Here is a 26,474-nt window from a genome sequence, read left to right on the forward strand (position 1 = left end):
TTGCCCACCAAGCCCCCCATCTTTTCGAAGGACCTGCCGTGTCACCGGAAAACCTGCTTGCGCCGACCTATGTCCAAATGCTGACCGCATTGTCCGCCTGGCTTCGTAAGGCCGAAGCGCAGTTGCAGGGCGGCGATGCCGCGGATCTGCCCGCAGCACGACTTGCCCCCGACATGTTCCCCTTGGCCACCCAGATACGTTTCGCCTGCGTACAAGCGCTGGAGGGGGTGTCCCGACTGCGAAACAAGGAATTTCCTCCTGCCGTCCAGGTGCTGCTCGACGAGGGCCGGGGCGCGGGCGACAACCCCGGCACGATCGCAGACGCGCAGACGCGGATTGGCGAAGCCTTGACGTTCCTGCAGGCGTTACCTGACGTTGACCCGGACACTGACGCGCGCCAAACAATCGCGCACACGATCCCGAACGGGATGATCTTCGATCTGACCGCCGAACAATATGCGAGGGACTGGGCAATCGCCCAATTCTATTTTCATGTGATGACCGCCTACGCGATCCTGCGCAGCCGCGGCGTCGACCTCGGGAAAGCAGACTACATCGCCCACATGTTCACTTACCTGAGGCCCGAAACAATGCCGCAGGCCGAGTGAGCGGCCCAACAATGCGGCGGCTGGGCAGATCACCAATCTTTCGCGATTTCTTCGCCCAAACATTCCGGTTTTGACACCGAACGTCACGAAGTTGTCCTTTAGACATGGCATACCGCCTGACGAAAGCACAGGACGGAGAATAGATGATGGGTTGGAAATCAGGCATGCCAGGTTTCATCAGAGGCAAAGCGCGATTTGGGCACCGGCCCGCGGAAAATGGCGCGAAATGGCAAAACCTGGATTTGCCTGAAGTGGCCGAAGAGCATCATCTGGACCGCTACCAACGGGCTAGTCGCCTGATCTGCTAGACGCCGCTGCATCCTCTCCAATCCCCGATGCCCCGACTACCGGTTCTATCATTCGCGTCCGGTTCACTTCAGCGCTCTCAACGTAGGAAGAATGCTTCCGTAATCGTCGGTCCATGGCGTGAAATTCGGTTCATCCTGAAGATTTTCCCACTTCACTGGCCCGCTGAGAGTTTCCAGTGAAGTTATCGACTTGGCACTGGGCGACAAGGCGATCCAGTGAGATTTAAACGCTTGAAGAAGCGCGGTGTCGCGGGCCGAGGGTGAGTATGAACGGGATCGCGCGACCCAACCGTCCCGCGCTGCGGAGGCTATGACCGGAGCCAGGTCCAGATGGCGATTGGTGATATGCACCAGCAGCAATCCATCGGATTTGAGCGCACGCCGATAGGTGGCGAAGGCTTCCTCCGTGAGCAGGTGCATCGGGATCGAATCGGACGAGAAGGCGTCGATTGCCAAGAAGTCGAACGAGGCTGGCGCCGCATCTGCGAGGGTTAGTCGAGCATCACCAACAGTGATCTGAGCGTCCGGACTGCACTTCGACAGGAAGGTAAACTGATCCGGATCCTTGGCAATCTCCACCACGAGCGGGTCGATCTCGAAATATTGCCATGTCTGTCCAGGCTTCGCATAGCAAGCGACAGTCCCGGTTCCGAGGCCCACGATGCCGAAGCGGGCACTCTCGCCAAAAATGCGCGGCGCAGCGGCGAGTGCTAGCCCTACGCCGGAATCGGCAGCGTAATAGCTTGTGGGAGTTCGTTGCCTGTCTTCCGAACCCAGCAACTGTATGCCGTGCAATGTGGTACCGTGAGCAAGCTTGCGAACACCATCGTCGCTCGAGTTTATCGTGTACACGCCAAAGAAGCTGCGCGACATTGCACCAGGTTCAGCGGATTGTGACAGCTTGCCCCATCCGCCGAGGCTGAGCATCAGGGCGATGATTGTTGCCGCGAACAAAACGCGATTTCCTATCGCGACAATTGCGAGCGCCGTCAGCGTCATAGCCGCCATGCCCCCCCATTCTGCGCCCTGAAATGGCAGGCTGCCAAGCCCTTGTCCCGCCACCGACAACAGCAGCACTACGGGCACGCCCCAGCGCGTGAGCGAAGCGGCAGTCCGATCACCTTTCCACATGCTTGCGAAACGGGCGAAAGGGCTCCGCGTGGAGATGGCGAAGGCAGCGGCCGCAAGCCAGAACAGATGCTCGTAGGTCCAGTCGAAAATCAACGGCGCAATCAGCGCGTTGAATACTCCTCCAAGGGCTCCGCCGATCGCCATGCATAAATAAAAGGCCGTAAGATGAGTGACGGACGGTCTGCGGTCATACAACGTTCCATGAAGAGCGACCGACAAAATGAACAAATTGAGGGTTGCCACGGCTAGCGAGCCGACGAGACCGATTTCGAACCAAAGTGCACCGACAGCAGCCAGCAGCGCAAACGGCGCCACTTTGCCCATCCATCCAGCCGGTCCGCGCTGGGACATGAAAGCAACCGAAAAGCTGAGCAGGTAAAGACCCAGGGGAATGACCCACAGCATCGGCATCGCAACAACGTCAGTCGTGATATGAAGCGTCGTCGAGAGCATCAGGCCAGAAGGTATTGCGGCCAAGGCAATCCAGAAAATGACATCCGACAGAGGCGGGGCCGAGGTCTCGGACGTGGTAGCAGCGACCGGAGCTTTTGCCGGTAGCGCGAAAACGCACCAGAGCGTAACCAGTATGACGAAGCCGTAGCCTACGCTCCAGATAACGCTTTGGACTCCGACCGAAAGGAAAGGCTCGACTACCAGTGGATACGCTATCAGGCCGCCAAAGCTTCCTAGGTTGGACGCTGCATAGAGCGGATAAGGATCGCCACGGCCTGTCAATGCGAACCATCGTTGGATGAGCGGCGCTTGCGCCGACACGGCCAGGAACAGCGGTCCGATCGATATAAACAGGAGCCACGGCACCCACAGCAGGACGTTGGCATTTGCGGGAGGATTGCCGCTGATGAGACCGATCGGCAGCAGCAGGGAGGCGGAGGCCAGGATGGCGATCTGCAACGCGCCTTGCGTTCGAGGCGCTAATCGTCCGATGAAATGCGCGTAAGAATAACCACCGAGCAGTAGCAGCTGGTACACGAGCATCGCCGAGTTCCAGACCGCAGGCGCTCCGCCGAGACGCGGCAAAGCCATGCGCGCGATCATCGGTTGAACCAGGAAGAGCAAGAAAGACCCGGCAAAGATCGCCGCGACAAACTGGAACTTCTTGAGCTTGCCGGTCACTGTCGGCGCTATCGCAACACTGGCCATCGTATCCCCCCGAATGCACTTGCAGCAACCAAATTGCCGCAGACCTCGCGAGCGATAGCGAAAGCTTGCTTATTAACCATTAAGACGCGCAGAGATACATTCGTGAAATATGAGCTGTTCAGTTTTGTACATTCGAACTCGCCGCTCCAAAACTTGTCGCTTCGAAGTATTAAGCACTTGGGTACTTGAGTCTGGAAACAGACCGGGGGTGGGCGCAAAGCGATCCACCCGCCCGGGGTGCCGACAATGCTATCATCGGAATAGGAAAATGGTGCCCCTGGCCAGACTCGAACTGGCACTCCGTTAGGAACTCGATTTTGAGTCGAGCGCGTCTACCGATTCCACCACAGGGGCACTCTTTTGCGGACTGCGCGGCTGCTTAACCCCGCTTCGCCGCGACTTCAAGCTTTCCGCGTCACGCCTTCAGCGCGCCGGCGACCAGTTTGTGCAGGCGGGAATGGATTACGTCATTCCCCGCTACGACCTGATCGGAATGGATGGGCAGGCTACGCCCGCGGTAGTCGCTGACGAACCCGCCCGCTTCGCGCACCAGCAGGCAACCGGCAGCGGTGTCCCAGTCGCTCAAACCGCTTTCCCAGAAACCGTCATACCGGCCCTGAGCCAGCCACGCGAGATCGAGCGAGGCAGCGCCGAACCGGCGGATACCCGCAACCTGCGGGCCGACGGCAGCGAAGATCTTCGACCACTCGGAAAAACTGCCATGGCCCTGATACGGGATCCCGGTCGCAATCAGCGAATCCGACAGGCTCTGGCGGGATGATACGCGGAGCCGCGCATCCTGCAGCCAGGAACCGCGAGTCTTTTCCGCCCAGAATGTTTCGTCGGTGATCGGCTGATAGACCACGCCAGCGAACACATCGCCCCAGCCGCTGCCATCCAGCTTGGGTTCCTGCGCCGCAATGGAGATCGCGAAATGGGGAATGCCGTGGAGAAAATTGCTGGTGCCATCGAGCGGATCGATGATCCACCGCGGCTTGCCCGGATCGCCTTCGATGACGCCCGCTTCTTCCAGCACGAAGCCCCAGTCAGGCCGCGCCGCCAGCAGTTCGTCATACAGGATGCGTTCGGAACGCTGATCTGCCTTGGATACGAAATCGGCGGGTCCCTTGCGGCTTACCTGCAGATGCTCGACTTCGCCGAAATCACGTCGGAGACGCGCGCCGGCCTTGCGGGCGGCACGTTCCATAACTCGAATTACACCGGATAATTGCATGGCGGCTCAGCTAACCTTGCCGACATAGGTGCGGTCATAGACATCGACAACGATGCGGGTTCCGCTTTCGATATGCGGCGGTACCATCACCCGCACGCCGTTTTCGAGCACGGCGGGCTTATAGCTGGAGGATGCGGTCTGCCCCTTCACCACGGCATCCGCTTCGACGATGGTTGCTTCGACCTGGCTTGGCAGCGCAACGCTGATCGGCTTTTCGTCATACAGTTCGAGGGACACGTCCATGCCGTCGGTCAGGAACGCCGCGGCGTCACCAAGCAGGTCCTTGGGCAAGGTGATCTGCTCGTAATTGTCCTTGTCCATGAAGATCAGGCTGTCGTCTTCCGCATAGAGGAACTGGAAATCCTTGGTGTCCAGATGAACCTTCTCGACCGTGTCGGCGCTGCGATAGCGCACGTTGGTCTTGCGGCCATCAACCAGGTTCTTCATTTCGACCTGCATGTAGGCCCCGCCCTTGCCGGGCTGGGTATGCTGGATCTTGCCCACTTTCCAGATACCCGTCTCGTATTCGATGATGTTGCCGGGACGAATGTCCACGCCGCTGATTTTCATGAGCAGTAAACCTTGTTTTTCGTAAAATGCGGGCGCTGTGCCCGTATTGTGGCCGCGCCCTTAACCCACGTCTGCCTGTGCGGCAAGGATAGCTGGCATGTCACGTACCGCACTGTTAGGAACCGGCGGCATGAAGATGCCCATGAACGGATTGATCCTGACCCTTTTTGCTGCCGTGCTCGGCCTTGGCAGCGCCGCAATCGCCGCGCCGGGCGGAAAGCTCGACACGCTGCCGCAAGGGCAATACCGCTGCGCGTTGCCCGGTGATGCCGCCGGTGCTGCGTGGATCCCGCTGGAAGACCGGAATTTCACCATCGGCAACGGCTCGACCTATCGCACCCACCAGGGAAGCGGGACTTACTTGCTGACCGGCACGCGGGTCACGTTCACACGCGGCCCGCTCAAGGGGCTGAAGTTCGAACGGACCGGATCGGATTCCCTGCGCTGGATCGACGACAAGGGTGAACCGGGCCGTGTGCGCTGCGTCAGGTCGGGTTTCGCGCGGTAACCACGCTTACCCGTCTGCCTCCTATTTTTTGGTAAGCAACGTGTAGGGATTAATCGCGTTTGCCGGCTCCCACCATTCGGCATCCGCGGTGGTCCGCAGAATAGCGAAATGCAGGTGCGGAGCTTCTTCCGACGCGTTGCCCGAACTGCCGACGCCGCCCAGCCGCTGCCCCCGGCGAATGCGCTGCCCTTCCCTCAGGCCTTGTGCGTATTCTGACAGATGCGCATAATAATGGATTGTCAGCCGATCAGCCGAGCGGACGTAGAGCGTCTTTCCGCCCGCCTTCGATGTAAACATTTTCTCGATCGTGCCGGGCGCGGCCGCGACAACTGTCGTCCCTTCCGGCGCCATGATGTCGATCGCTTCATGCAAATTGGTGGTATCGCCGCGTGCGTCGGTAAATGAATCGGTCAGGTCGGACGGCCGGACGTTCAGTACCGGGACCATCAGGTCATTGTTCCGCCCTGCCCCGGGCCGGACTATTCCGCCTTGATCAAGCAGGGAACTGCCCTCTGTCGGTTCGCCCGTGGGACGTGCGAGGATAGCTTCGGGAACTGTTGCAGGACTAGGAGCTGCGTCCGCTGGACGCGTCGAATTGCGTTGGCCTGCACTGTCGGACATTTCCATCAACGTGCCGCCCGCGACGATCCAGACGGCAGACGTTATCGTGGCCGTGATGACGATAGTCAGCGTGCGATCGATCCAGGAAGATGCCATGTCAGGCTTCAAATAGCACTGTTGTGCCCGGACTGACCATCCCTGCCACCCTCGCTGCATCCCAGTTGGTCAGGCGCACGCAGCCGTGGCTCTGCGTTCGGCCGATCGTTTGCGGTTCGGGCGTGCCGTGAATTCCGTAATGTTCCTTCGACAGATCGATCCAGACCACTCCGACCGGACCGTTGGGTCCCGGCGGCAATTGTTGCTTGGCGTTGTCGTCGGGCACGTCCCAGAACAATTCGGGATCGTAAGCGAATGGCGGGTTGTAGGCGACACCTTTGACCTTCCAGTCGCCCAGCGGGAGCGGATCGTTTTCGGAACCGGTTGTCACGGTGAACAGACCTATCAGCTTTTCCTGCGCGTCGTAGACCTTCAGCGTGCCTTCCGATTTGCTGACGACAATTCGTTTTGCTTCGGGCTGCTCGCTACCGACACCGAGAGAAGCGAGGGTCTTCGACCAACCCTCGTTCTCGATCGCGCCGGGCACGATACGGTCGGCGCCGATGTTTGGCACACGGATTTGCTGGCCGACCGAGAAAACAGCCTTGGTAGGCGCATTCGAACTCGTATCCGCGCTTTGCGATGACGAAGTCTCGGGCGAAGGACCGGCATTTGCCGCCCCAGCGGGCTTGCCGCCCGGGTTCAGGCTTTTCAGAACCTCCACCGTCGTGTGGAACCGTTCGGCCAGCTTTTCGTCGAGCGAATTATAACCCAGGCGGTCCATCTCGGCCTGCTTGGCAGGGTTATCGGGCACCGGCGTGAACGAAACGCTGGACCAGCTGTCCGGAATTGTAACGACGCGGGTTGCCGAGATGTTGTCCCACTGCGCCAGCTTCTGCTTCGTGACCTCGTCCAACTCGCCGGTAACTTCGAGCCCGCTTGCTTCTTGAAATCCGCTGAGCGCATTCTTGGTCGACATGCCCATCTTGCCGTCGATAACCCCCGGACCGAAGCCTTGGCGGTCGAGCACTACTTGCGCCTGCATCACCGGGCGCTGGGTACTGTCAGGCATGTCATCGGAGGTTTCTTTGCCTGACGCGTCGTCACGGGAAGCCATCTCGTCGGCGAGGTTATCGGTATCGTTCGTCGCGGCTGTTTCAACCTCGGCTTCCTGCGAGTTCGAATCTGTTCCGTTGAAGCCGCAGGCTGCGAGCGCCAGGAGCGACGCTGACATTATAACTTTCCGCATGAATTTTCCCTGTGTCGCGCTCCCGCTCGGGCGGAAGCAATCATCAGGGAATGAAACACCTCGCCGGGCCATTGGGTTCCTCGGCTTGGCCTATTGCATGGTGATAAGTCGCTGAAATCAGTCCCGGTGCCGATTAACCTCGACCGACCGGATGCACTCGGTAAACGCCCGTACCGCAGCCGCTTCGTCGCCGTTCCAGACGGCACCGGAGACCGCGATGAAATCCACACCGGCGGCGATGATCGGCGCGCAATTTTCAGGGGTGATCCCGCCAATCGCAACGCTCGGGATTTCGAACAACTCACTCCAGAATTCGATCAGTTCAATGTCAGCAGTATGGCCGGAGTCTTTGGTAGTGCTCGGGAAGAACGCACCGAAAGCGACGTAATCCGCGCCGTTTTCACCCGCTTCCATCGCCAGGTGGCGGCTGCCGTGACAGGTTACACCTATCTGCGCATCGCGCCCCAGTTCCTCGCGCGCATCGCGAACGGAACCATCCTGCTGTCCGAGGTGGACGCCGTCGGCACCGAGGCGCTTGGCGAGCGCCACATCGTCGTTGACGATAAACGCCACTTCATGCGCCGCGCAGATTTCCTGCAGCGGCTTCGCAAGATCGGCCGCTTCATGCTGGCCAATGCCCTTCACGCGAAACTGGAACGCGGTGATCGGGCTCTTGCCCTCCGGCGCGGACAATGCGCGTTCGAGACGGGCGGGAAAATCTCCGCCGACATCGAGCGGGGAAATCAGATACAGCTGGCAGCGGGTCAGGGTGTTGGACATCGCGCGCACTTACCCCGCGCGGCCGCTGCCGCCAAGCCCGTTATCCCGCGACCGAAGCCGCCTGGATGTCATCGATTGCTGATGCCAGCGACGCATCGAATTCCGCGTCGTCCATTCCGGCCCGCAATTCTTCCAGCAGGGCGCGGCTGAAGCTGGCGATCATGCCGCTGTTCCGGGCCAGATGCGCGCACGCCTCTTCGCGGCTGAAACCACCTGATAGAGCGACAAGGCGAAGGACCTTGGGGTGGTCGACGAGAGGCTTGTAGAGATTGGCTTCGACCGGCAGCGAAAGTTTCAGCATAATTTGCTCTCCTTCGGGCAGCGCCTCCAGCGCGCGGAGGATTTCGGCCAGGAGCAGCTGTTCTGACTGCGCCCGGTCTTCCGCCTTGATGTTCACTTCGGGTTCGATGATCGGCATCAGACCGTGACCCAGGATCTGGCGGCCAACTTCGAACTGCTGATCGACGATCGCCGCGATCCCGGTGGGATTAGCCGACTGGATCACCGAGCGCATCTTGGTCCCGAAGATGCCGGCCGCCTTGCCCTTTTCCAGGAGCGCGTCGAGCGTCGGGTTGGGTTTCATCAGCTGGACGCCGTCCGCCTCGTCTTCCAGGCCTTTGTCCACTTTCAGGAACGGCACAATGCCGCGCGATTTGAGGGCGTCGGGGACGGAAGTGCCATCGGCAACACAGCCATCCATCGTCTTCTCGAACAGGATCGCGCCCAGCACCTTCTCGCCGTTGAAGCTGGGGGAAGTGACGATCCGGCAACGCATATCATGAATCCTGCCGAACATCTCGTCCTCGCCGGACCACTCGCTATCGTCGACGCCGTAGCCACGGAGCGCCTTGGGGGTGGAGCCGCCGCTTTGGTCGAGAGCGGCGATGAAGCCGTGTCCGTTGGCGATCTTGGCGGTCATTTCCTGCGAGTGCATCGGTTCGATTCCCTATCTTCTGCATACGAATGCGTGCGCGGGCCTTAGCCACCGGTTTGCTGCACTGCAACCGCCTACGGCCCGGCAATTTGGAGACAAACCGGCCTTCCGTGCGTTGCGTCGATAGATCGAAGGAGGAACACCGATGCTCGACGAAACCCAGGAAAAGCTTTGCGATGAAAACACTACCGATTTTAGTGACCTCAAAGCGCTAATCCTTAATTGCACGCTCAAGCCGACACCTCAGGGTTCGCATACGGACAAGTTGCTGGGAATCGTTGAAACAATCCTCCACCGGAACAAGGTGAACGCCGAGCGTGTACGGGTAGCCGACTTCGACCTTGCTCCGGGTGTCTATCCGGACATGACCGAACATGGCTGGGACCGCGACGACTGGCCAAAGCTTTGGGAAAAAGTCGACGCCGCCGATATCCTCATCCTCGCAACGCCGATCTGGTTGGGTGAGAAATCCTCGATCTGCCAGCGCGTGATCGAAAGGCTTTACGGTCACTCCGGCCAGACCAATGACAAGGGCCAGTATATTTTCTACGGCAAAGTTGGCGGCTGTATGGTCACTGGCAATGAAGACGGCATCAAGCATGTCGGCATGGGTGTGCTCTATTCGCTCCAGCATATTGGCTACACGATCCCTCCGCAGGCCGATGCAGGATGGATCGGCGAAGCGGGCCCCGGCCCATCCTTCGGCGATGAGCGCGAGGACGGCCCGCCCCACGGCATGGACAACGATTTCACCCGGCGGAACACTACCTTCGCAACCTGGAACATGCTGCACTTTGCGCGAATGCTGAAGGACGCTGGCGGCATACCAGCGCACGGCAATTCCACGGAGCTATGGAGCGAAGGCCGCCGGTTCGACGCACCCAACCCCGACTACCGCTAACCGGTTTGCCAGCCTATCGCGGGCTGATTTTACGAATGATCCCGTTGAAGCTGAGCACCGGGATACCGTCGGCGGTCACCTTGCCGACCACATAGATCGTCTTGCCGCCGCCCCGGACAACTTCCCCGCGCGCCTCGATCAACTGCCCTTCGCGGGCGGGATCGAGGAAGTCGCCTGCCAGATGCATGGTCACGCCGTGGCCGCCGTCCAACGCCGCGACCGCGATGCTGAACAACGCCGAATCGGCGAAGGTCATCAGGCAGCCGCCATGCATGAACCCTGCTCCATTCATGTGACGAGGTTCTGCGCGGAAGGCACATACGACCTCGCCATCCTCGTCGACTTTCTCGTAGAACGGTCCTGCGCGCTGTTCGAAGGCATCGCTGTGCCAGGTGGACCACCCGGCCCACTCGCCTTCGGTTACCGTAATCAGGCCGCCGCTCGCACCGACCGCTTCATTCTCACTCATGCGCGCAGCGCCGCCACGCCGGGCAATTCCTTGCCTTCCATCCATTCGAGGAAAGCGCCCCCGGCGGTTGAAACATAAGTGAAATCAGCGGCAACTCCGGCGTGATTGAGCGCCGCCACGGTGTCGCCGCCCCCGGCGACCGAGACCAGCGATCCTTCGCTCGTCAGCGCCGCCGCCGTGCGGGCCAACGCCACAGTCGCTTCATCGAAGGGACGGGTCTCGAACGCACCCATGGGGCCATTCCAAACCAGAGTGCGGCAGGTCTTGAGCACGTCGGCCAAGGCTTCGACAGCTTGCGGACCGACATCAAGGATCATCTCGTCAGCGGCGACTTCATGGACATTGCATGTCCGCAGGCTCGCTGGGTCCGCGGCGAATTCCTTTGAGACCACGACGTCATAAGGCAGATGCACCGTGCAGCCAGCGTGGTCCGCTGCGTCGAGGATCGCGTTGGCGGTGTCAGTCAAATCATGCTCGCAGAGAGATTTTCCGACATCCACTCCGCGCGCCGCTAGAAAGGTGTTGGCCATCCCCCCGCCAATGATCAGGTGATCGACCCGGCCCACCAGATGTTCCAACACCGCCAGCTTCGACGAAACCTTGGCTCCGCCAACAACAGCCGCCACCGGATGTTCCGGATTGCCCAGAGCCGCATCGAGAGCCTTCAGTTCCTTCTCCATCGCCCGTCCGGCGTAGGATGGCAGCAAATGAGCCAGCCCTTCGGTGCTGGCGTGGGCCCGGTGCGCCGCGGAGAATGCGTCGTTCACGAAGAAATCGCCATTGGCCGCGATCGCTGCCGAGAACTCCGCATCGTTCGCCTCCTCACCCGCCCAGAAGCGCGTGTTTTCGAGCATGGCGATGTCGCCGCTGCGCAGGATCCCGACACTCTGTTCAACCACCGGGCCGTACACTTCGGGAATGAACATCACCTCGCGGCCGAGCACGTCCTCCACCGCGTCCAGCGTCATGCTGACCGACATGGTCGAATTGCGCTGGCCCTTGGGCCGGCCGAAATGCGCCAGCAGCAGCACCTTCGCTCCGGCGTCGGCCAGCTCCAGGATGGTCGGCGCGGAAGCCTGCACCCGGGTCGTGTCGGTTACCGAACCGCCATCCATCGGCATGTTCAGGTCGACCCGGACGAGCGCCACATTACCGGTGACGTCACCCAGATCATCGAGTGTCTTGAACATTGCCATCGGGTTCGGTTCCTAGATCAGGCGGGCCATGACGCCCGCCGTGTCGATCATGCGGTTGGAGAAGCCCCATTCGTTGTCGTACCACGACACCACGCGGGCGAGCTTGCCTTCCATCACCGTGGTTTCCAGGCTGTCGACTGTGGAACTGGCGGGGAAATGGTTGAAGTCGCTGCTGACCAGCGGCTGGTCGGTATAGCACAGCACGCCCTTCATCGCGCCTTCGGAGGCGGCCTTCAGGGCGTTGTTCAGTTCTTCCACCGAGGTATCGCGCTTGGGCGTGAACACCAGGTCGATCAGGCTGACATTCGGCGTCGGCACACGGACGGAGCTGCCGTCCAGCTTGCCGTTCAGTTCGGGCAGGACCAGCCCGACCGCGCGCGCGGCACCGGTGGTGGTCGGGATCATGTTCTGCGCACCGCCGCGGGCCCGGCGCATGTCGCTGTGCATCTGGTCGAGCATCCGCTGGTCGTTGGTGTAGCTGTGGATCGTGGTCATGAAGCCGCGCTCGATGCCGACCGTGTCGTTGAGCACCTTGGCCACCGGAGCGAGGCAGTTGGTGGTGCAGCTGGCGTTCGAAACGATCACGTCTTCTGCCGTCAATGTGTCGTGGTTTACGCCGTAAACGATTGTAGCGGAGACATTCTTCGCCGGCGCGGAAATCAGCACCCGCTTGGCACCGGCATCAAGATGCGGCTGGGCAGCCTCATGCGACTGGAAGAAGCCGGTGCATTCCAGGACCAGGTCGATCCCCATGTCGGCATGGGGCAGCTTGCCCGGTTCGCGTTCGGAGGTCACCGCGATCCGCTTGCCATTGACGGTGATGCTGGAGCCGTCCGACGTCACTTCACCGGGGAAACGGCCATGCGTGGAATCGTACTGGAACAGCAGCGCGTTGGCCTGCGCATCGGCGAGGTCGTTGATCGCAACCAGTTCGAGGTCATGGTCGCTGCGTTCGAGGATGGCCCGGGCAACGAGCCGGCCGATGCGTCCGAAACCGTTGATTGCAACCTTGGTCGCCATGTCAATTACTCCTGATTAGCCGTTGATCTTGTTGAGTATCTGCGGAACGATTGCATCCGCGGTGAAACCGAAACGCTGGAACAAATCTTCCGCGGGGGCAGAAGCGCCGAACCGGTCGAGGCCGATGTTGAGACCGTTGAGCATGGTATAGCGTTCCCAGCCCATCGTCACCCCGGCCTCGATCGACACGCGCAGTATTTCCGACGGGCTGACGTCAGGCAGCAGGTCTGCCTTGTACGCATCGTCCTGCGCATCGAACAATTCCGCGCACGGCATCGAGATGACGTCAGCACCCACGCCTTGTGCTTCCAACTGGTCAGCGACTTCCATCGCCAGCTGCACTTCCGAACCGGTCGCGATCAGGATCGTCCGCCGCTCCTCCGTGGCGGCACGAAGGCGGTAGGCGCCGCGCGCGCTGCGGTTGGCGGCAGCAGTCCAATCCGAGTCCCCTTCGCCGCGAACCGGCGCCAGGTTCTGGCGGGATAGTGCGAGGACGGAGGGCGTGCTCGGGGATTGCAACGCCAGCGCCCAACATTCCGCCGTCTCGATGGCATCCGCCGGACGATAGACGTTGAGGTTCGGGATCAGGCGCAGGCTCATGACCTGCTCGACCGGCTGATGGGTTGGGCCGTCTTCGCCAAGGCCGATCGAATCGTGGGTCATTACGTACACCACCCCGACCTGCTGCAACGCCGACATACGGATGGCGTTGCGGCAATAATCGCTGAAGATCAGGAAGGTACCGCCGTAGGGGACAATTCCGCCGTGAAGCATCATCCCGTTCATTGCGGCGGCCATGCCAAACTCGCGAATACCGTAATACAGATAGCGGCCGGAATAATCCTCCGCCGTCAAGGGACCGGTCGAGGGTGTCTTGGTGTTGTTCGATCCCGTCAGATCCGCCGATCCGCCGATCAATTGCGGCAGCTTGGCGGTGAGCGCCCCGAGCGCCATTTCCGACGCCTTGCGCGATGCGATATTCTTCGGCTCTGCCGCCAATTCGGCAATGTGCTCTTCAAGGGCTGGCGCCGCGAGGTCGGCAATCCCGGCCATCCAGTTTTCGAACGCGTCTTTGCGCTCGGGGTCCGCCTCAAGGCGCTGACGCCACTTCGAATGTGACGCCGTGCCGCTGTCACCGGTCGCGCGCCAGTCCGCCAGAATGTCATCCGGCACCTCGAACGGTGCCGCATCCCAGCCCAATACTTCGCGGGCGGCGGCGATTTCGTCCGCACCCAAAGGTGCGCCATGTGTGGCGGAAGTGCCCTGCTTGGTCGGGGCTCCCTTGCCGATCACCGTCTTGCAGGCGACCAGCGACGGACGCTCGTCGGCTACCGCCTCGTCCAGCGCTCGGCGGATATCGGCGTAATCGTGCCCGTCGCAGTGGACCACGTGCCATCCGGTGGCGCGGTAGCGGGCGGGGATATCTTCGCTGGTGGAAAGGGCGGCCGCCCCGTCGATGGTGATGTTGTTGTCGTCCCACAGCACGATCATGCGGCCAAGCTTCAGGTGCCCCGCAAGACCGATCGCCTCGTGGTTGATCCCTTCCATCAGGCAGCCATCACCCGCGACCACCCAGGTGTGATGATCGACCAGATCGCCGAACTGCGTGTTAAGGTGACGCTCCGCGATCGCCATGCCCACAGCCATCGCGAGACCCTGGCCAAGGGGACCCGTGGTGCATTCGACACCGTCCAGCAGGAAATTCTCCGGATGACCCGCGCAAGGGCTGCTCAGCTGGCGGAAATTGCGGATGTCTTCCATCGTCGGACGCGCATAGCCGGACAGGTGCAGCAGCGAGTAAATCAGCATCGAACCATGGCCCGCCGACAGCACGAACCGGTCGCGGTCGGGCCAATGGGGATCAGCCGGATCGAACTTCAGATAATCGGACCACAACACCGCCGCGACGTCGGCCATGCCCATCGGCATGCCGGGATGCCCGGAATTCGCGGCTTGCACCGCGTCCATCGAGAGAGCGCGAATGGCATTGGCCATGGGGGCAAGGCGGGATGCATCGAGGCTCATAGACAGGCTCCTGAATTCAGCAGCGCGAAACGCGCCGATATCGGCCCATGAAGGGGCCAATCGCCAGACCAGTCGGACACTCGATTCGGCCTATGAGCCAGCGCGCGAACCCTTCGCGGACACGTGGCTGAAGGTCAAGGACAGCGCCGCCTTGCATCCCCAAACCTGCACTTCATCGCAAGCGTCGGCCTGTTGGCCGAGGATGCTTATCAACAGGACGTTGCAAAGCTTTGCGTTAAAAGAACAGTTGAAGTAAATTAACCAGCATGAGCGAGGAACGGATCGAACAGGCAACCAGGCGGATCGAATCCGCGCTGGGCCGGATTGCCGATCTGGCGGAGCGGATCGGCGATGCTCCGGAGGTAACTTCGGACCTCGCCGCTCGCCATGAAAACCTGCGAGAGGCAGTGACCAACAGTTTGAAAGAACTGGATGATCTTCTCGAAGGGTTGGAACAGTGAGCGAGGTCACCCTGATGATCGGCGGTCGCCGCCATACCGTTTCCTGCGCGGACGGCGAGGAAGCGCACATCGCGAATTTGGGCGGGATGATCGATGAGAAATTCGCCCAGATGGGCAATCCGGCCGGGCCGGATTCGCAGAACATGCTGTTTGCCGCCCTCCTGCTGGCGGATGAACTTCACGAGGCGCGCACGACCGTGCTTAGCGCCGAGAAGTCGAGACAAAAGATGGCGGATGAACGCGACTCGCTAGCCGCGCGGGTTGAAGAAATGGGCGACTCGTCTCCTGCCGGAGCCGGTGCAGGATGGCCCGCCGACAGTGCCGAGCTTGCACCTGCGCTGGAAAGATTTGCCGAATTGCTCGAAAATTGTGCGGATAAGCTTGAGACCAAGGCTCCGAAGGACTAAATAGGTCTCGGCGGAGCTACCCGGCACGAGCCGACGAACATCCCTGAGGCTATAAGCATTCCTAGGGAGCTGTCCCTGCCCGAAGTACCGTTTCGCACGGGGCTTCGGATCATATGGCGCCCACCTGACGTTTTCGCGTCAGAGGATCTCAAGGCAAGACCACGGTGGTTCCGCTACTTTATTTCACGCGAGGCGCAAATTGACCAATAAAGCAGCCTTGCGAACCGCACTCCGCAAGGCGCGGCGCGACCATGTCGCCAGCCTGCCCGCCAGCATTCAGGCGCTGTTGTTCAAACGCCCTCCCGAGCCGGTGATGGACCTGATCCCTGCCGATGCGGTGGTTGGCCTGTACCACGCGGCAAATGCAGAAGCGCCGGCCGCAGGTTACGCCAGGTTTTTCTTCGAGGCGGGCCACCAGCTCGCCCTGCCCCGCCTCGGCGCCGAAGCAGGCGCAATGGAATTTTGCGCCCACACCGACCCGTTCGAGCAAAGCGATCTCGAACCGGGTCCGCACGATTTGATGCAGCCGCGCGCGGATGCGCCAGTCGTAACGCCTGCTACCGTGTTCGTGCCGCTGATAGCCTTTACCGAGGACGGCCACCGGCTGGGGCAAGGCGGCGGCTATTACGACCGCTGGCTGGCGGCCCAACCGGACGTCATCGCGGTTGGTCTGGGGTGGGATATGCAGCTGATTGGCAATCTTCCTGCCGAAGCCCACGACAAGCGGCTGGACGCGGTCGTCACCCCCACCCGTATCTATGGACCATTCAATGCGCGATAGACCAACATGGCGAATCCCGGTCGGCATCCTCGGATTGCTGACAGCACTGGCGGTCTATGCGCTGGCGGTGATGTGGGCGAGCCAGTGGATTGCCGGATTGCACGTGGGCTTCCTGACGGTGATCTACCTCGTGCTCGGGGTCGCATGGTTGCTCCCGCTTCGGAATTTCCTGATCTGGATGGAAACCGGCCGCTGGGGCTGAAACCCCGTTCCGATGGCCATTGGCCGCCATATTTCTATTGTGAAATGAGGCGCCCCAATGGCGCGAGTGACGAGACTTGAACTCGCGACCTCCGGCGTGACAGGCCGGCGCTCTAACCAACTGAGCTACACCCGCATAACGGTCTGAACCGCTTGGGAAGCAGGGCAACTAGGCGAGAGCGCTGGTGCTGTCAACGCAGAACAGTGACAAAAAACCGCTCTTTTTTCGATCTCGCGAAATAGCCTGCAACGCCGCTCAATCGGCCAGCAGCGATGCGGGCGATTCGAGCAGTTTCTTGATCTCCTGAACGAAGCTTGCGGCATCATAACCATCGACCACGCGGTGATCGCAGCTGATCGAGATATTCATCAGCTTGCGTTTCTCCAGCCGCTCCCCGCCCATGCCATCAGGCACGAACATCGGGCGCTCGACGATCCGGTTGGGGCCGATGATCGCAACCTCGGGCCGGTTGATCACCGGCGTCGTCGCCACCCCGCCCAGCGGGCCGAGCGATGTCAATGTGAGCGTCGAACCGGACAGTTCTGAAGACTTTGCCGTACCGTCCCGCGCCGCTTCCGCGAGGCGTCTGATTTCGCGCGCCAGCTGCCACAGGTTCTGCGACTGGGCACCGCGGATGACCGGCACCATCAGCCCGTTATCGGTTTGCGCAGCCATGCCGAGATGGACGCTGCCGTGGCGGGTGACGACGTTCGCCTCGTCATCATACCGCGCGTTGATCATCGGAAACTGGGGGATAGTCTTGCAGATCGCCGCGATGAGCAGCGGCATCATCGTCAGTTTCGGTTTTTGCCCACGGCCGTCGTTCAGCTGCGCGCGCATCCGCTCCAGCTCGGTGACATCACATTCCTCGACATAGGTGAAATGCGGGATATGGCGTTTGGCGGCCTGCATGTTCTCGGCAATCCGGCGCCGGAGGCCGATTACCTTGATTTCCTCATCCTTGCGTGGGGTTCCAGCCGAAGCAAAGCCGTTCGCACCGTTGTAGGACAGGAACGCATCGAGATCGGCATGGCGAACCCGGCCATCAGCTGCGGGCTTCACTTCTGACAGGTCGATGCCGAGGTCCTTCGCACGCTGGCGCACAGCGGGGGACGCCAAGACTTTCTGCCTACCGTGTGGCGCGGAAGGTGCCGGAGTAGGCTTCGCAGCAGCTTTAGGGGCCTTCGCCGGCTCGGGCGCAGGTTCCGGTTCTTCCTTGCCTTCAACGGCGGCAATCGCATCATCTGCATCCGACGCGTCGGGATTTTCGACCTCGATGCGCTCGGCGACGTCGTTTTCGCTCACGTCATCTTCGGAAACTTCGCCATCGGTTTCGATTACCACCAGCATCGAGCCGATCGCGATCACATCGCCAGCCTCGCCCGCGACTTCGAGCACCTTGCCCGAAACAGGGCTTTCCATTTCAACCGTCGCCTTGTCGGTCATCATGTCGGCAATCTGGTCGTCTTCCTCGATCCGGTCGCCGACCTTCACGTGCCAAGCAACGATCTCGGCCTCGGCAATGCCTTCACCGATGTCAGGCAGGTTGAATGTGAAACGGGCCATTGCGCTTACTCGCTCATGATCTTGTCGATGGCCTCGCCGATGCGGACGGGACCCGGGAAATACGCCCATTCGAGGCTGTGCGGATAGGGGGTGTCGAAACCAGTTACGCGGTCGACCGGCGCTTCGAGGTGATAGAAACAGCGCTCCGTCACCAAGGCGGAAAGTTCCGCGCCGAAGCCGGAAGTGCGCGTCGCTTCGTGAATGATCAGGCAGCGGCCGGTTTTCTTGACTGAGGTCTCGATCGCCTCGATATCCAGCGGCACAAGCGTGCGCAAATCGATGATTTCTGCATCGACGCCGCGGGCTTCGCACACAGCTTCCGCGACATGGACCATCGTGCCGTAGACCAGCACGGTCAGCGCCTCGCCCTCGCGCACGGTCCGTGCCTTGCCCAGCGGTATCTTGTAATACCCTTCGGGCACCTGGCTATCGCGGTGTTTCTTCCATGGTTCGACCGGCTTGTCGTAAAAGCCGGTGAACGGGCCGTTGTAGATTCGCTTGGGTTCGAAGAAGATGACCGGATCGTTGTCTTCAATAGCGGAGATCAGCAGGCCTTTGGCGTCGTGCGGGGTCGACGGGATCACCGTCTTGATGCCGGACACGTGGGTGAACAACGCTTCGGGGCTCTGGCTGTGCGTCTGCCCGCCGAAGATACCGCCGCCGAAGGGAGACCGCACGGTCATCGGTGCGATGAATTCGCCCGCCGAGCGGTAGCGCAGCCGTGCCGCCTCGGATACCAACTGGTCGAGTCCGGGATAGATATAGTCGGCAAACTGGATTTCGGGCACCGGACGCAGGCCATAAGCGCCCATCCCGACAGCCACCCCGATAATGCCGCATTCGGAGATCGGTGTGTCGAACACCCGGGTCTTGCCGAATTTTTCCTGCAGACCCGCCGTTGCGCGGAACACGCCGCCGAAATAACCGACGTCCTCGCCCAATATGATCACGTCCGGATCACGTTCGAGCATGATCGCAAGCGCTTCGTTGATCGCTTCGATCATGTTCAGGCGCCGCGTATCTTCGGTCACTACCGGCGCGTCGTTAGTGGTTTCGGGCGCGCTCATGGCTTCTTGCCCTCCGGCCATTTGACTTCGCGTTCATGAATCGCCTGTGCTGCCTGTTCTTCGAGATGCCACGGCAGTGTTTCGAACACGTCCTCGAACATCGTGTGGAACGGATGATGCAGGCCGTGGCCCAGGATGCCGTTCTTTTCGGCTTCCTTGGTGGCGGCTTTGACTTCTTCCGCGCAAGCGATGTCCATTGCGGCGTGGCGATCCTCGTCCCATTCGCCCAGCTCGATCAGGTGCTTCTTGAGTCGGTTTACGGGATCGCCCAGCGGCCATTCCTCGCCCTCGTGAGCGGAGCGGTACGCGCCGGGATCATCGGAGGTCGAATGTCCCTCCGCGCGGTACGTGAAATGCTCGATCAGGGTTGGACCTGAGTTGGACCGGGCACGGTTGGCGGCCCAGCGCTCCGCGGCGTAAACGGCGAGCGGATCGTTACCGTCAACCCGCAGGCCGGCAATACCGTAACCCAGCGCGCGGGCGGCGAAGGTCGTCCGCTCAGCACCGGCAAAGCCGGAGAAGCTGGAGATGGCCCACTGGTTGTTGACAACATTGATGATAACCGGTGCATTATACACTGCAGCGAAGGTGCAGGCGGAATGGAAATCACCCTCCGCCGTCGATCCTTCGCCGACCCAAGTGGCGGCAATGCGGGTGTCGCCCTTGATCGCCGAGGCCATGGCCCAGCCAACGGCTTGCGGGGTCTGGGTGGCCAGATTTCCGCTGATCGAGAAGAACGAATTTTCGCGGCTGGAATACATGATCGGGAGCTGGCGACCCTTCAGCTTGTCGCCGCGGTTGGAATAGATCTGGTTGATCATCTCGACCAGCGGATAGCCGCGCGCGATCAGGATGCCCTGCTGGCGGTAGCTGGGAAAAACCATGTCGTCGGAAGCCAGCGCCATCGCCGCCGAAATCGAGGTCGCTTCCTCGCCCGTGCACTTCATGTAGAAGCTGGTCTTGCCCTGCCGCTGGCCGCGATACATCCGCGCATCGAAGGCACGGACCATGGCGAAATGGTGGAGCATCTGGCGCAGCGTATCGGCGTCGAGCTTGGGGTCCCACGGGCCATGCGCCTGATTATCGTCGCCGAGTACGCGAATGAGGTCGAGCGTCAGCGGCGCGGTTTCGGACGCCTCGCACGCTTCGTCGGGCCGGGGCTGCGCGCCGGGCTTGGTGATCGCGATATGGGAGAAATCAACTTCGTCCCCGGGACGGTATTTGGGTTCGGGAACGTGGAGCGACAGCGCGGGCTTGTTGCTGCCCTGCGCGGTTCCATTTGCGGGCCTGTCGGCCATATCGCTCTCTCCCACATTATGAAGCATTCTTACAGACGTGTGTTATTTTATTTCAAAACGGTTCGAGCGTCAAGATGGCCGGATCATACCGCGATCGGTGCCTTCAGCGCACCCTGCGGGGCGTAATCCTGCACTTCGAAGTTCTCTATCCGGTAGTCGAAGATCGTGTCGGGCCGTCCGATGATTTCAAGTATCGGCGCGCCCGCCGGTTCCCGAGACAACTGTTCTTCCACCAAGGACGCGTGATTGAGATAGAGATGCGTATCACCGCCCATCCACACGAACTCGCCGGGATCGAGATCGACCTGCTGGGCGATCATCCGTTGCAGCAGCGCGGCCGACCACAGGTTGAACGGAAGGCCCAGCGCGACATCGCAGCTGCGCTGGTAAAGTACGCAATTGAGCCGCCCGTCCGCGACATGGAACTGGTATGTCTTGTGGCACGGAGGCAGCGCCATCTGGTCCACTTCCGCCACGTTCCATCCTTCGATGATGTGCCGCCGGCTGCCCGGGTTCGTCCGCAGCGATTCGATCACCTGGGCGACCTGGTTGATCCCCGAACCCTTACGGTAGGCACCCTCACCGACCGGTTCGTACGTTGGCCAATCGACCCATTGCTTGCCGTAAACCGGCCCGAGATCGCCCCACTTCTTGGCAAATTCTGCGCTCTTGACGATACGGTCCGAAAATTCCTCGCGGCTGATGTCCTCGCCCGTCTCCCGGCGATATTTGTCGAGCGGCCAGTCGGTCCATATCTGCACGCCTTGCTGGCACAGGACGCGAATATTCGTGTCCCCTGTCAGGAACCACAGCATCTCGCGCGTGGCGGTTTTCCAATAGACCCGCTTGGTGGTCAGCAGCGGCATTCGTCCGCAGGACAGATCGTACCGCAGCGTCGCGCCGAAAATCGACCGCGTACCCACGCCGGTGCGATCCCGTCGCTCGCTCCCCTCGGTCCAGATGCGCCGCATCAGGTCGAGATATTGCCATTCGGGGTGCGGTTTCGTCTCTAGCATCTGCACATCCCTAGCCGTGAAAATGGCGACTTGTCACCCCGCCGCCGCACGATTATAGCGCCGCGTTCATGCCGCCTTGTCCCGAAAACATCATACGGGGCGGTTCCGGTCGGGAAGTAGCTCAGCCTGGTAGAGCACCGTCTTCGGGAGGCGGGGGCCGGAGGTTCGAATCCTCTCTTCCCGACCATTTTTCTCCCTCCACGGATCAACGTTGCTGAAGCGCGAGAATCGCCAGCACCATCGTAAGGCCGCCCAAACCGAGCGACAGTTGCCAGCGCAGCCGCACCCACGCCGGGCCGCCCATTCCCAGTTTCCGGTCTACCAGCGGCGACAGTCCGATAAACACGCCCAGCCAAAGGAGCGACGGCCCCGGCCAGTCCCACCCCAACGTCCACGGAATGAACAACGCGAGCGCCAGCAGGCTGGGCAGGATAGCGGCGATGAACGCCCAGAGCGGAGCAGCCGGATCCGACAGGGCTTGCCCCCACCAGACACCGCCGAGAAAGCTGAAAATCAGCGACGCATAGGCAAAGCTGCACGCCAGCGCGATCCAGCCCCATTCCCCGCCGCGCACGACAAGGACCACCGCGATTAGCTGCGGCAGCAATCCGGCATAGCCCAGCCAGCGCGCCTTCTCCGGAATTTGGTTATCCAATTCGCTTGCCCCTATCGCTGCATGGCCCATATGCAGCCTATGTCAGATGAAGACAAACCCCCGCGCGCCCGATCACCACGGCAATCCGCGGTTCCCAGTTCTCGATTGTCCCGCCTATCCGGTTTCGGCCGTCTCGCGACCGGTATCGCCGGGGGCATGATGGCGGAAGGCACGCGGCGCCTGCTGAACGGAGAGCGGCCCAAGTTCCAGAACATGATCCTGACCCCCGGCAACGCGGCGCGGCTGGCGGACCGGCTATCCCACCTGCGCGGTGCGGCGATGAAGCTGGGGCAGATGATCTCGATGGATGCTGGCGATATGCTCCCGCCCGAACTCGCCGCGATCATGGCGACGCTGCGGGACGGCGCGACGTTCATGCCCTCGCGCCAGCTGGAAAAGGTGCTGGCGGCGGAATGGGGTCCGGATTGGCGGGGGCAATTTGCACATTTCCAGATCCGCCCGATTGCCGCAGCCTCCATCGGGCAGGTACACCGCGCGGTCACGCATGACGGGCGGACGCTGGCGATCAAGGTGCAGTATCCGGGCATCCGGGAAAGCATCGATGCCGATGTCGACAATGTCGCGTCGCTGCTCAGGATGTCGACCATGATCCCGCCGCAGCTCGATCTTGGTCCGCTGCTCGCCGAAGCGAAGATTCAGCTTCACGAGGAAGCCGATTATCACCGCGAAGGCGAACAGATGCAACTGTACCGCGAGCGGCTGGCAGGAGAGGACGGCTTTGTCGTTCCGGAACTCGACATGGCGCTGACGCGCGGCCGGGTGCTGGCGATGAGCTTCGAGGAGGGTGTCCCGATCGAAAGCCTCGAAACCGAATCGCACGAACTGCGTAACGATGTGGCGCGGCGCATCATCACTCTGGTCTGCCGCGAACTGTTCGAATTCGGGGTCATGCAGACCGATCCCAATTTCGCCAATTACCGCTACCAAATGGACACCGGGCGGATCGTCCTGCTCGATTTCGGTGCCACCCGCGCGGTCGCGCCCGAGGTGGCAAACTCCTATCGCAGGCTTCTGACAGCCGCGATCGACGACGACGCGGACGCCGTAATCGCCGCTTCGCTGGACGCCGGGTTCATCAACGAGGCGACAATCACGCGCCACCGCCCGAGCGTGGAAACAATGACCCGGGTAATCATCGAAGAATTTCGCCGTACCGGACCGTTTGATTTCGGCGACCGTTCATTCGTACCGGTCTTACGGGACGAAGGGATGGGCATCGCCGCCGACCGGTCGAGCTGGCATCTGCCGCCTACCGAAACCCTGTTCATCCAGCGCAAGATCAGCGGTACTGCCCTACTGTGCGCGCGGCTGCAGGCGAAGGTCGACGTCCGCGCAATCCTGCTGGAAGCGATCGGCGCACATGAGGCCGCTTTGTGAAGCAGGTACCATCTGTTTTGTTCGTATGCCTCGGCAATATCTGCCGGTCACCCATGGCGGAGGCCGCGTTTCGCAAGGCCGCCGCGAATGCCGGGATGGAAGCAGTAGCCGATTCCGCCGGGACCGCGTCCTATCATGTCGGCAGCGCGCCGGATCCGCGGAGCATCACAACTGCCGCGCGGTACGGGATCGACATACTGGATTACCAGGGCCGACAGATTTCGGGGCAGGATTACACCCGCTTCACCCACATCTTCGCCCTCGATGCAGCGAACCTATCCGACATCAGGCGCCGCGCGCCCGCAAACACGACGGCCGAAATTGCGCTGCTGCTGGACGTGGTCGAAGGACGCGAAGGGCAGGATGTTGTCGATCCCTACCACGGCAACCAGGACGATTTCGAAACCACCTGGGCCGATGTCAGCGCGGCCGCCGAAGCGCTGGTGGCAAGATTTCTGTCCGGCAGGGACTAGCCTCCGCGCAGCATCTGGACACCCCAGTCGCGGTCGAACAGATACAGCAGCATTCGTGCCGCTTCCCCGCGGGGGCCGGACAGGCCCCCGTCCCGTTCCATCAGCAGGCGCGCATCGTCATGGGCGAGCGGCAGCAGCCGGGTAATCTGCTCCAGCGTCGCCACCCGGAACGGGGTGTCGCCCGACTGCCGGGTTCCCAGCAGTTCGCCTCCGCCGCGCAGTCGCAGGTCTTCCTCCGCCAACAGGAAACCGTCCTGCGTTTCGCGCATCAGGGCGAGACGTTCGCGCGCAGTCTCGGACATGGTGGAACCGCGCAGCAGCAGGCAGGTCGATTTTTCCGATCCGCGCCCTACCCGGCCGCGCAATTGGTGCAATTGTGCCAGGCCGAACCGCTCCGCCTGTTCGATTACCATCAGGGTTGATGCGGGAACATCCACCCCGACCTCGATCACGGTTGTCGCTACCAGCAATTTCGCAGCGCCGCTGGCGAACCGCTCCATCGCGGCGTCCTTCATCTCGGGCTTGAGCTGGCCGTGGACCAGCACGACATCCTCGCCAAACCGTTCGTGCAGGGAAGCGTAGCGTGCCTCCGCTGCGGCGATATCGTCCGTTTCGTTGTCGCGCACCATCGGGCAAACCCAATAGGCTTGCTGGCCGGAGGCAACATGCCGCCCAACCGCCTCGACCACGTCGGGCAGCCGTTCCTGTGCCACCACCCGCGTATCGATCGCCTGCCTGCCCGGAGGCATCTCGTCGAGGCGGCTGACATCCATCTCACCATATTGCGCCAGTGTCAGCGTGCGCGGGATCGGCGTGGCGGTCATCGCCAGCGTATGCGGTGTGCGCCGACCCTTGCTGGCCAGCATCAACCGCTGGGCAACCCCGAAACGGTGCTGCTCGTCGATCACCACCAGGCCGAGGTTGCGGTAATTCACCGTGTCCTGGAATATCGCATGGGTGCCGACCACGATCTGGATGCTGCCATCCATCAGCCCCATCAGGATGGATTCCCGAGCGCGGCCTTTGTCCCTGCCAGTCAGCAGTGCAACTTGCGCTCCGGTGGGCGCTGCCATGGTGCGGAGCGTTTCATAGTGCTGCCGCGCCAGGATTTCAGTGGGCGCCAGCATTGCCGCCTGCGCACCCGCCTCCACCGCGATCAGCATCGCTTCCAGCGCGACCACCGTTTTCCCCGCGCCGACATCACCCTGCAGCAGCCGCAGCATGGGCGCTTCCTGCTGCAGATCGCCTTCGATCTCGGCGATCGAGCGGGTCTGTGCGCCGGTGAGCGGAAATGGCAATTGCAGCTTGCCGCGGTACGATCCGTCGCCCCGCAGCGGTTGCCCCTTGCGCGCCCGGTTGTCCGCCCGCACCAGCATCAGCGCCAGACTGTTGGCCAGCAATTCATCATAGGCGAGCCGGTCACGCGGCCCGGCATCCTCCGATTTGTGGGCGGCGCGCAAGGCATCCGCCCAGTCCGGCCAGCCTTCCTTCGCCAATTGGGCCCGTTCGATCCATTCCGGCATTTCAGGCAACCGGGCTAGAGCCTGCTCCACCAGCCCCGCCACCTTGGGCTGCGTCAACCCTTCGGACAGGCGGTAAACCGGTTCGCTCAGCCGCCCCAATGTATCGCCGCCATCCTCGACCACATGGTCGGGATGGACGATCTGGAGTATGTCGCCATACCGGTCGAGCCTGCCAGCCACCCAGCGCTTCTCCCCCACTGGCAACAGTTTCTTGGCGGAGAACGACGCTCGCCCGAAATAGGTCAGCGAGCAGACATTTCCTGCCTCGTCCTGAGCCAGCACGCGGTACGGCCCGCGGCCACTGGAACTGCGATGTTCGATCGGGGTCAGCGCGACGATGATCTGCTCGCCCTCGCTTCCCGCATCGAGGTCGGCAATTGCGCGCCGGGTAACGAAGCGTTCGGGCAGGTGGAAGATGATATCGCGCACCCGGGACAGCCCGAGTTTCTCAAGCGGCTTCCTGAGTTTCGGCCCGACACCTTCCAGCGCCTCAGTCTCGACAAACAGGGGATTGAGGGCTTCAGGGCGCATGGCCTTCCTATAGCCGCTTGCGCGATAATGGCGAGTGCCCTAACCGCGCTCCATGCCCGATAAATCCTCCCTTGAGACCCGTTTCGCCCGCGCCAAATTCCGCGGCTGGCACCGGGGCACGAGGGAAGCCGATTACATGATCGGCGGCTTCTTCGACCGGTATCACGGCGGCTGGGGCGAAACCGAGCTGGTTTGGTTCGAGACCCTGTTGGACGAAGAAGACGTCGACATCATGGCCTGGGCGTTGAAAACGCAAGACGTACCCGAGCACATGGCCGGCCCGCAAATGGAATTGATGATGCGGCTGGACTACGTCGAAATACCCCGCTGACGCTTCCCGTTTTT

Annotated in this window: 27 protein-coding genes and 3 tRNA genes; 11 read left to right on the forward strand and 19 right to left on the reverse strand. The window is 61.6% G+C overall.

Annotation, left to right across the window (positions count from 1 at the left end; genetic code table 11):
* The first annotated feature begins 38 nt into the window (after positions 1–38).
* Entirely contained in the window at positions 39–608 is a 570-nt protein-coding gene (locus GRI65_RS04800; RefSeq protein ID WP_160755351.1) for a DUF1993 domain-containing protein, read from the forward strand.
* 371 nt (positions 609–979) lie between these two features.
* Here GRI65_RS04800 and GRI65_RS04805 read toward each other — a convergent pair whose 3' ends face one another.
* The 4 genes from GRI65_RS04805 to efp form a co-directional block, all read right to left on the reverse strand.
* Positions 980–3,181, reverse strand: coding sequence for a spermidine synthase (locus tag GRI65_RS04805; protein WP_332872598.1), 2,202 nt, complete (start codon positions 3,179–3,181; stop codon positions 980–982).
* Between the two features lie 296 nt (positions 3,182–3,477).
* Positions 3,478–3,562: transfer RNA gene (locus GRI65_RS04810), tRNA-Leu, on the reverse strand.
* 61 nt (positions 3,563–3,623) lie between these two features.
* A complete protein-coding gene (locus GRI65_RS04815; protein ID WP_269816283.1) occupies positions 3,624–4,442 on the reverse strand; it encodes an inositol monophosphatase family protein in 819 nt (272 codons plus the stop codon).
* Between the two features lie 6 nt (positions 4,443–4,448).
* Positions 4,449–5,012 carry an elongation factor P gene (gene efp / locus GRI65_RS04820; RefSeq protein ID WP_160755353.1) on the reverse strand — a complete coding sequence of 188 codons (564 nt, stop codon included), beginning with the start codon at positions 5,010–5,012 and terminating at the stop codon, positions 4,449–4,451.
* A 97-nt stretch (positions 5,013–5,109) separates the two neighbouring features.
* Here efp and GRI65_RS04825 point away from each other — a divergent pair, with 97 nt between their 5' ends.
* On the forward strand, positions 5,110–5,520 hold the full coding sequence (locus GRI65_RS04825; protein ID WP_232843910.1) for a hypothetical protein: 411 nt from the start codon (positions 5,110–5,112) through the stop codon (positions 5,518–5,520).
* 21 nt (positions 5,521–5,541) lie between these two features.
* Here the strand turns inward: GRI65_RS04825 and GRI65_RS04830 are convergent, their stop codons facing one another.
* From GRI65_RS04830 to GRI65_RS04845, 4 genes are all read right to left on the reverse strand, one after another.
* Positions 5,542–6,237, reverse strand: coding sequence for a M23 family metallopeptidase (locus tag GRI65_RS04830; protein WP_160755354.1), 696 nt, complete (start codon positions 6,235–6,237; stop codon positions 5,542–5,544).
* A gap of 1 nt (position 6,238) precedes the next feature.
* On the reverse strand, positions 6,239–7,411 hold the full coding sequence (locus GRI65_RS04835; protein ID WP_232843911.1) for a L,D-transpeptidase family protein: 1,173 nt from the start codon (positions 7,409–7,411) through the stop codon (positions 6,239–6,241).
* Positions 7,412–7,543: 132 nt separating this feature from the next.
* Positions 7,544–8,206, reverse strand: a complete 663-nt coding sequence (gene thiE / locus GRI65_RS04840) for a thiamine phosphate synthase (protein ID WP_160755356.1) — start codon at positions 8,204–8,206, stop codon at positions 7,544–7,546.
* A 40-nt stretch (positions 8,207–8,246) separates the two neighbouring features.
* The gene (locus tag GRI65_RS04845; protein ID WP_160755357.1) at positions 8,247–9,140 is read right to left on the reverse strand and encodes a fructose bisphosphate aldolase; all 894 of its coding nucleotides are present in this window, start codon (positions 9,138–9,140) and stop codon (positions 8,247–8,249) included.
* Positions 9,141–9,285: 145 nt separating this feature from the next.
* On the opposite strand from GRI65_RS04845, the gene GRI65_RS04850 reads away from it, so the two are divergent.
* Positions 9,286–10,041, forward strand: a complete 756-nt coding sequence (locus tag GRI65_RS04850) for a flavodoxin family protein (RefSeq protein ID WP_160755358.1) — start codon at positions 9,286–9,288, stop codon at positions 10,039–10,041.
* A gap of 13 nt (positions 10,042–10,054) precedes the next feature.
* On the opposite strand, the gene GRI65_RS04855 is transcribed toward GRI65_RS04850, so the two are convergent.
* From GRI65_RS04855 to tkt, 4 genes are read right to left on the reverse strand one after another with little or no spacing between them, the layout of a single operon-like run.
* Entirely contained in the window at positions 10,055–10,510 is a 456-nt protein-coding gene (locus tag GRI65_RS04855) for a PaaI family thioesterase (RefSeq protein ID WP_160755359.1), read from the reverse strand.
* The gene (locus GRI65_RS04860) at positions 10,507–11,706 is read right to left on the reverse strand and encodes a phosphoglycerate kinase (RefSeq protein ID WP_160755360.1); all 1,200 of its coding nucleotides are present in this window, start codon (positions 11,704–11,706) and stop codon (positions 10,507–10,509) included. Before GRI65_RS04860 ends, GRI65_RS04855 begins: the two co-directional genes overlap by 4 nt.
* Positions 11,707–11,718: 12 nt before the next feature.
* Positions 11,719–12,726: a type I glyceraldehyde-3-phosphate dehydrogenase gene (gene gap / locus GRI65_RS04865; protein ID WP_160755361.1), complete on the reverse strand. Its 1,008-nt coding sequence runs from the start codon at positions 12,724–12,726 to the stop codon at positions 11,719–11,721.
* A 15-nt stretch (positions 12,727–12,741) separates the two neighbouring features.
* Positions 12,742–14,751, reverse strand: a complete 2,010-nt coding sequence (gene tkt, locus GRI65_RS04870; protein WP_160755362.1) for a transketolase — start codon at positions 14,749–14,751, stop codon at positions 12,742–12,744.
* 266 nt (positions 14,752–15,017) lie between these two features.
* Here tkt and GRI65_RS04875 point away from each other — a divergent pair, with 266 nt between their 5' ends.
* The 4 genes from GRI65_RS04875 to GRI65_RS04890 all read left to right on the forward strand — a co-directional run bounded on the left by GRI65_RS04875 (position 15,018) and on the right by GRI65_RS04890 (position 16,602).
* Complete coding sequence (locus GRI65_RS04875; RefSeq protein WP_160755363.1) at positions 15,018–15,212, forward strand: hypothetical protein; 195 nt, start codon at positions 15,018–15,020, stop codon at positions 15,210–15,212.
* Positions 15,209–15,619, forward strand: coding sequence for a cell division protein ZapA (locus GRI65_RS04880; RefSeq protein WP_160755364.1), 411 nt, complete (start codon positions 15,209–15,211; stop codon positions 15,617–15,619). The genes GRI65_RS04875 and GRI65_RS04880 overlap by 4 nt, the downstream gene beginning before the upstream one ends.
* 217 nt (positions 15,620–15,836) lie before the next feature.
* The gene (locus GRI65_RS04885) at positions 15,837–16,400 is read left to right on the forward strand and encodes a 5-formyltetrahydrofolate cyclo-ligase (RefSeq protein WP_232843912.1); all 564 of its coding nucleotides are present in this window, start codon (positions 15,837–15,839) and stop codon (positions 16,398–16,400) included.
* Entirely contained in the window at positions 16,390–16,602 is a 213-nt protein-coding gene (locus tag GRI65_RS04890) for a DUF2842 domain-containing protein (RefSeq protein ID WP_160755366.1), read from the forward strand. Before GRI65_RS04885 ends, GRI65_RS04890 begins: the two co-directional genes overlap by 11 nt.
* Before the next feature lie 58 nt (positions 16,603–16,660).
* Here the strand turns inward: GRI65_RS04890 and GRI65_RS04895 are convergent.
* From GRI65_RS04895 to thyA, 5 genes are all read right to left on the reverse strand, one after another.
* Positions 16,661–16,737: transfer RNA gene (locus tag GRI65_RS04895), tRNA-Asp, on the reverse strand.
* A 120-nt stretch (positions 16,738–16,857) separates the two neighbouring features.
* A complete protein-coding gene (locus GRI65_RS04900) occupies positions 16,858–18,168 on the reverse strand; it encodes a dihydrolipoamide acetyltransferase family protein (protein ID WP_160755367.1) in 1,311 nt (436 codons plus the stop codon).
* Positions 18,169–18,173: 5 nt separating this feature from the next.
* Positions 18,174–19,235 (reverse strand): alpha-ketoacid dehydrogenase subunit beta, encoded by a 1,062-nt coding sequence (locus GRI65_RS04905; protein WP_160755368.1) that lies wholly within the window; start codon positions 19,233–19,235, stop codon positions 18,174–18,176.
* Positions 19,232–20,533, reverse strand: coding sequence for a 3-methyl-2-oxobutanoate dehydrogenase (2-methylpropanoyl-transferring) subunit alpha (locus GRI65_RS04910; RefSeq protein ID WP_160755369.1), 1,302 nt, complete (start codon positions 20,531–20,533; stop codon positions 19,232–19,234). The genes GRI65_RS04905 and GRI65_RS04910 overlap by 4 nt, the downstream gene beginning before the upstream one ends.
* A gap of 83 nt (positions 20,534–20,616) precedes the next feature.
* A complete protein-coding gene (gene thyA / locus GRI65_RS04915; RefSeq protein ID WP_160755370.1) occupies positions 20,617–21,549 on the reverse strand; it encodes a thymidylate synthase in 933 nt (310 codons plus the stop codon).
* Positions 21,550–21,659: 110 nt separating this feature from the next.
* Here thyA and GRI65_RS04920 point away from each other — a divergent pair.
* Positions 21,660–21,736 (forward strand) — tRNA-Pro (locus GRI65_RS04920).
* 18 nt (positions 21,737–21,754) lie between these two features.
* On the opposite strand, the gene GRI65_RS04925 is transcribed toward GRI65_RS04920, so the two are convergent.
* Complete coding sequence (locus GRI65_RS04925; protein WP_232843913.1) at positions 21,755–22,204, reverse strand: DUF3429 domain-containing protein; 450 nt, start codon at positions 22,202–22,204, stop codon at positions 21,755–21,757.
* Between the two features lie 39 nt (positions 22,205–22,243).
* Here GRI65_RS04925 and GRI65_RS04930 point away from each other — a divergent pair, with 39 nt between their 5' ends.
* Positions 22,244–23,602 (forward strand): ABC1 kinase family protein, encoded by a 1,359-nt coding sequence (locus GRI65_RS04930; protein ID WP_160755372.1) that lies wholly within the window; start codon positions 22,244–22,246, stop codon positions 23,600–23,602.
* Complete coding sequence (locus tag GRI65_RS04935; protein ID WP_160755373.1) at positions 23,599–24,075, forward strand: low molecular weight protein-tyrosine-phosphatase; 477 nt, start codon at positions 23,599–23,601, stop codon at positions 24,073–24,075. Before GRI65_RS04930 ends, GRI65_RS04935 begins: the two co-directional genes overlap by 4 nt.
* Here the strand turns inward: GRI65_RS04935 and recG are convergent.
* Complete coding sequence (gene recG, locus GRI65_RS04940; RefSeq protein ID WP_160755374.1) at positions 24,072–26,129, reverse strand: ATP-dependent DNA helicase RecG; 2,058 nt, start codon at positions 26,127–26,129, stop codon at positions 24,072–24,074. The genes GRI65_RS04935 and recG overlap by 4 nt on opposite strands.
* A 52-nt stretch (positions 26,130–26,181) precedes the next feature.
* On the opposite strand from recG, the gene GRI65_RS04945 reads away from it, so the two are divergent.
* Positions 26,182–26,460, forward strand: a complete 279-nt coding sequence (locus GRI65_RS04945; RefSeq protein WP_160755375.1) for an FAD assembly factor SdhE — start codon at positions 26,182–26,184, stop codon at positions 26,458–26,460.
* The last annotated feature ends 14 nt before the right edge of the window (positions 26,461–26,474 follow it).

Source organism: Allopontixanthobacter sediminis (assembly GCF_009828115.1).
GTDB classification, from domain to species: Bacteria; Pseudomonadota; Alphaproteobacteria; order Sphingomonadales; family Sphingomonadaceae; genus Allopontixanthobacter; species Allopontixanthobacter sediminis.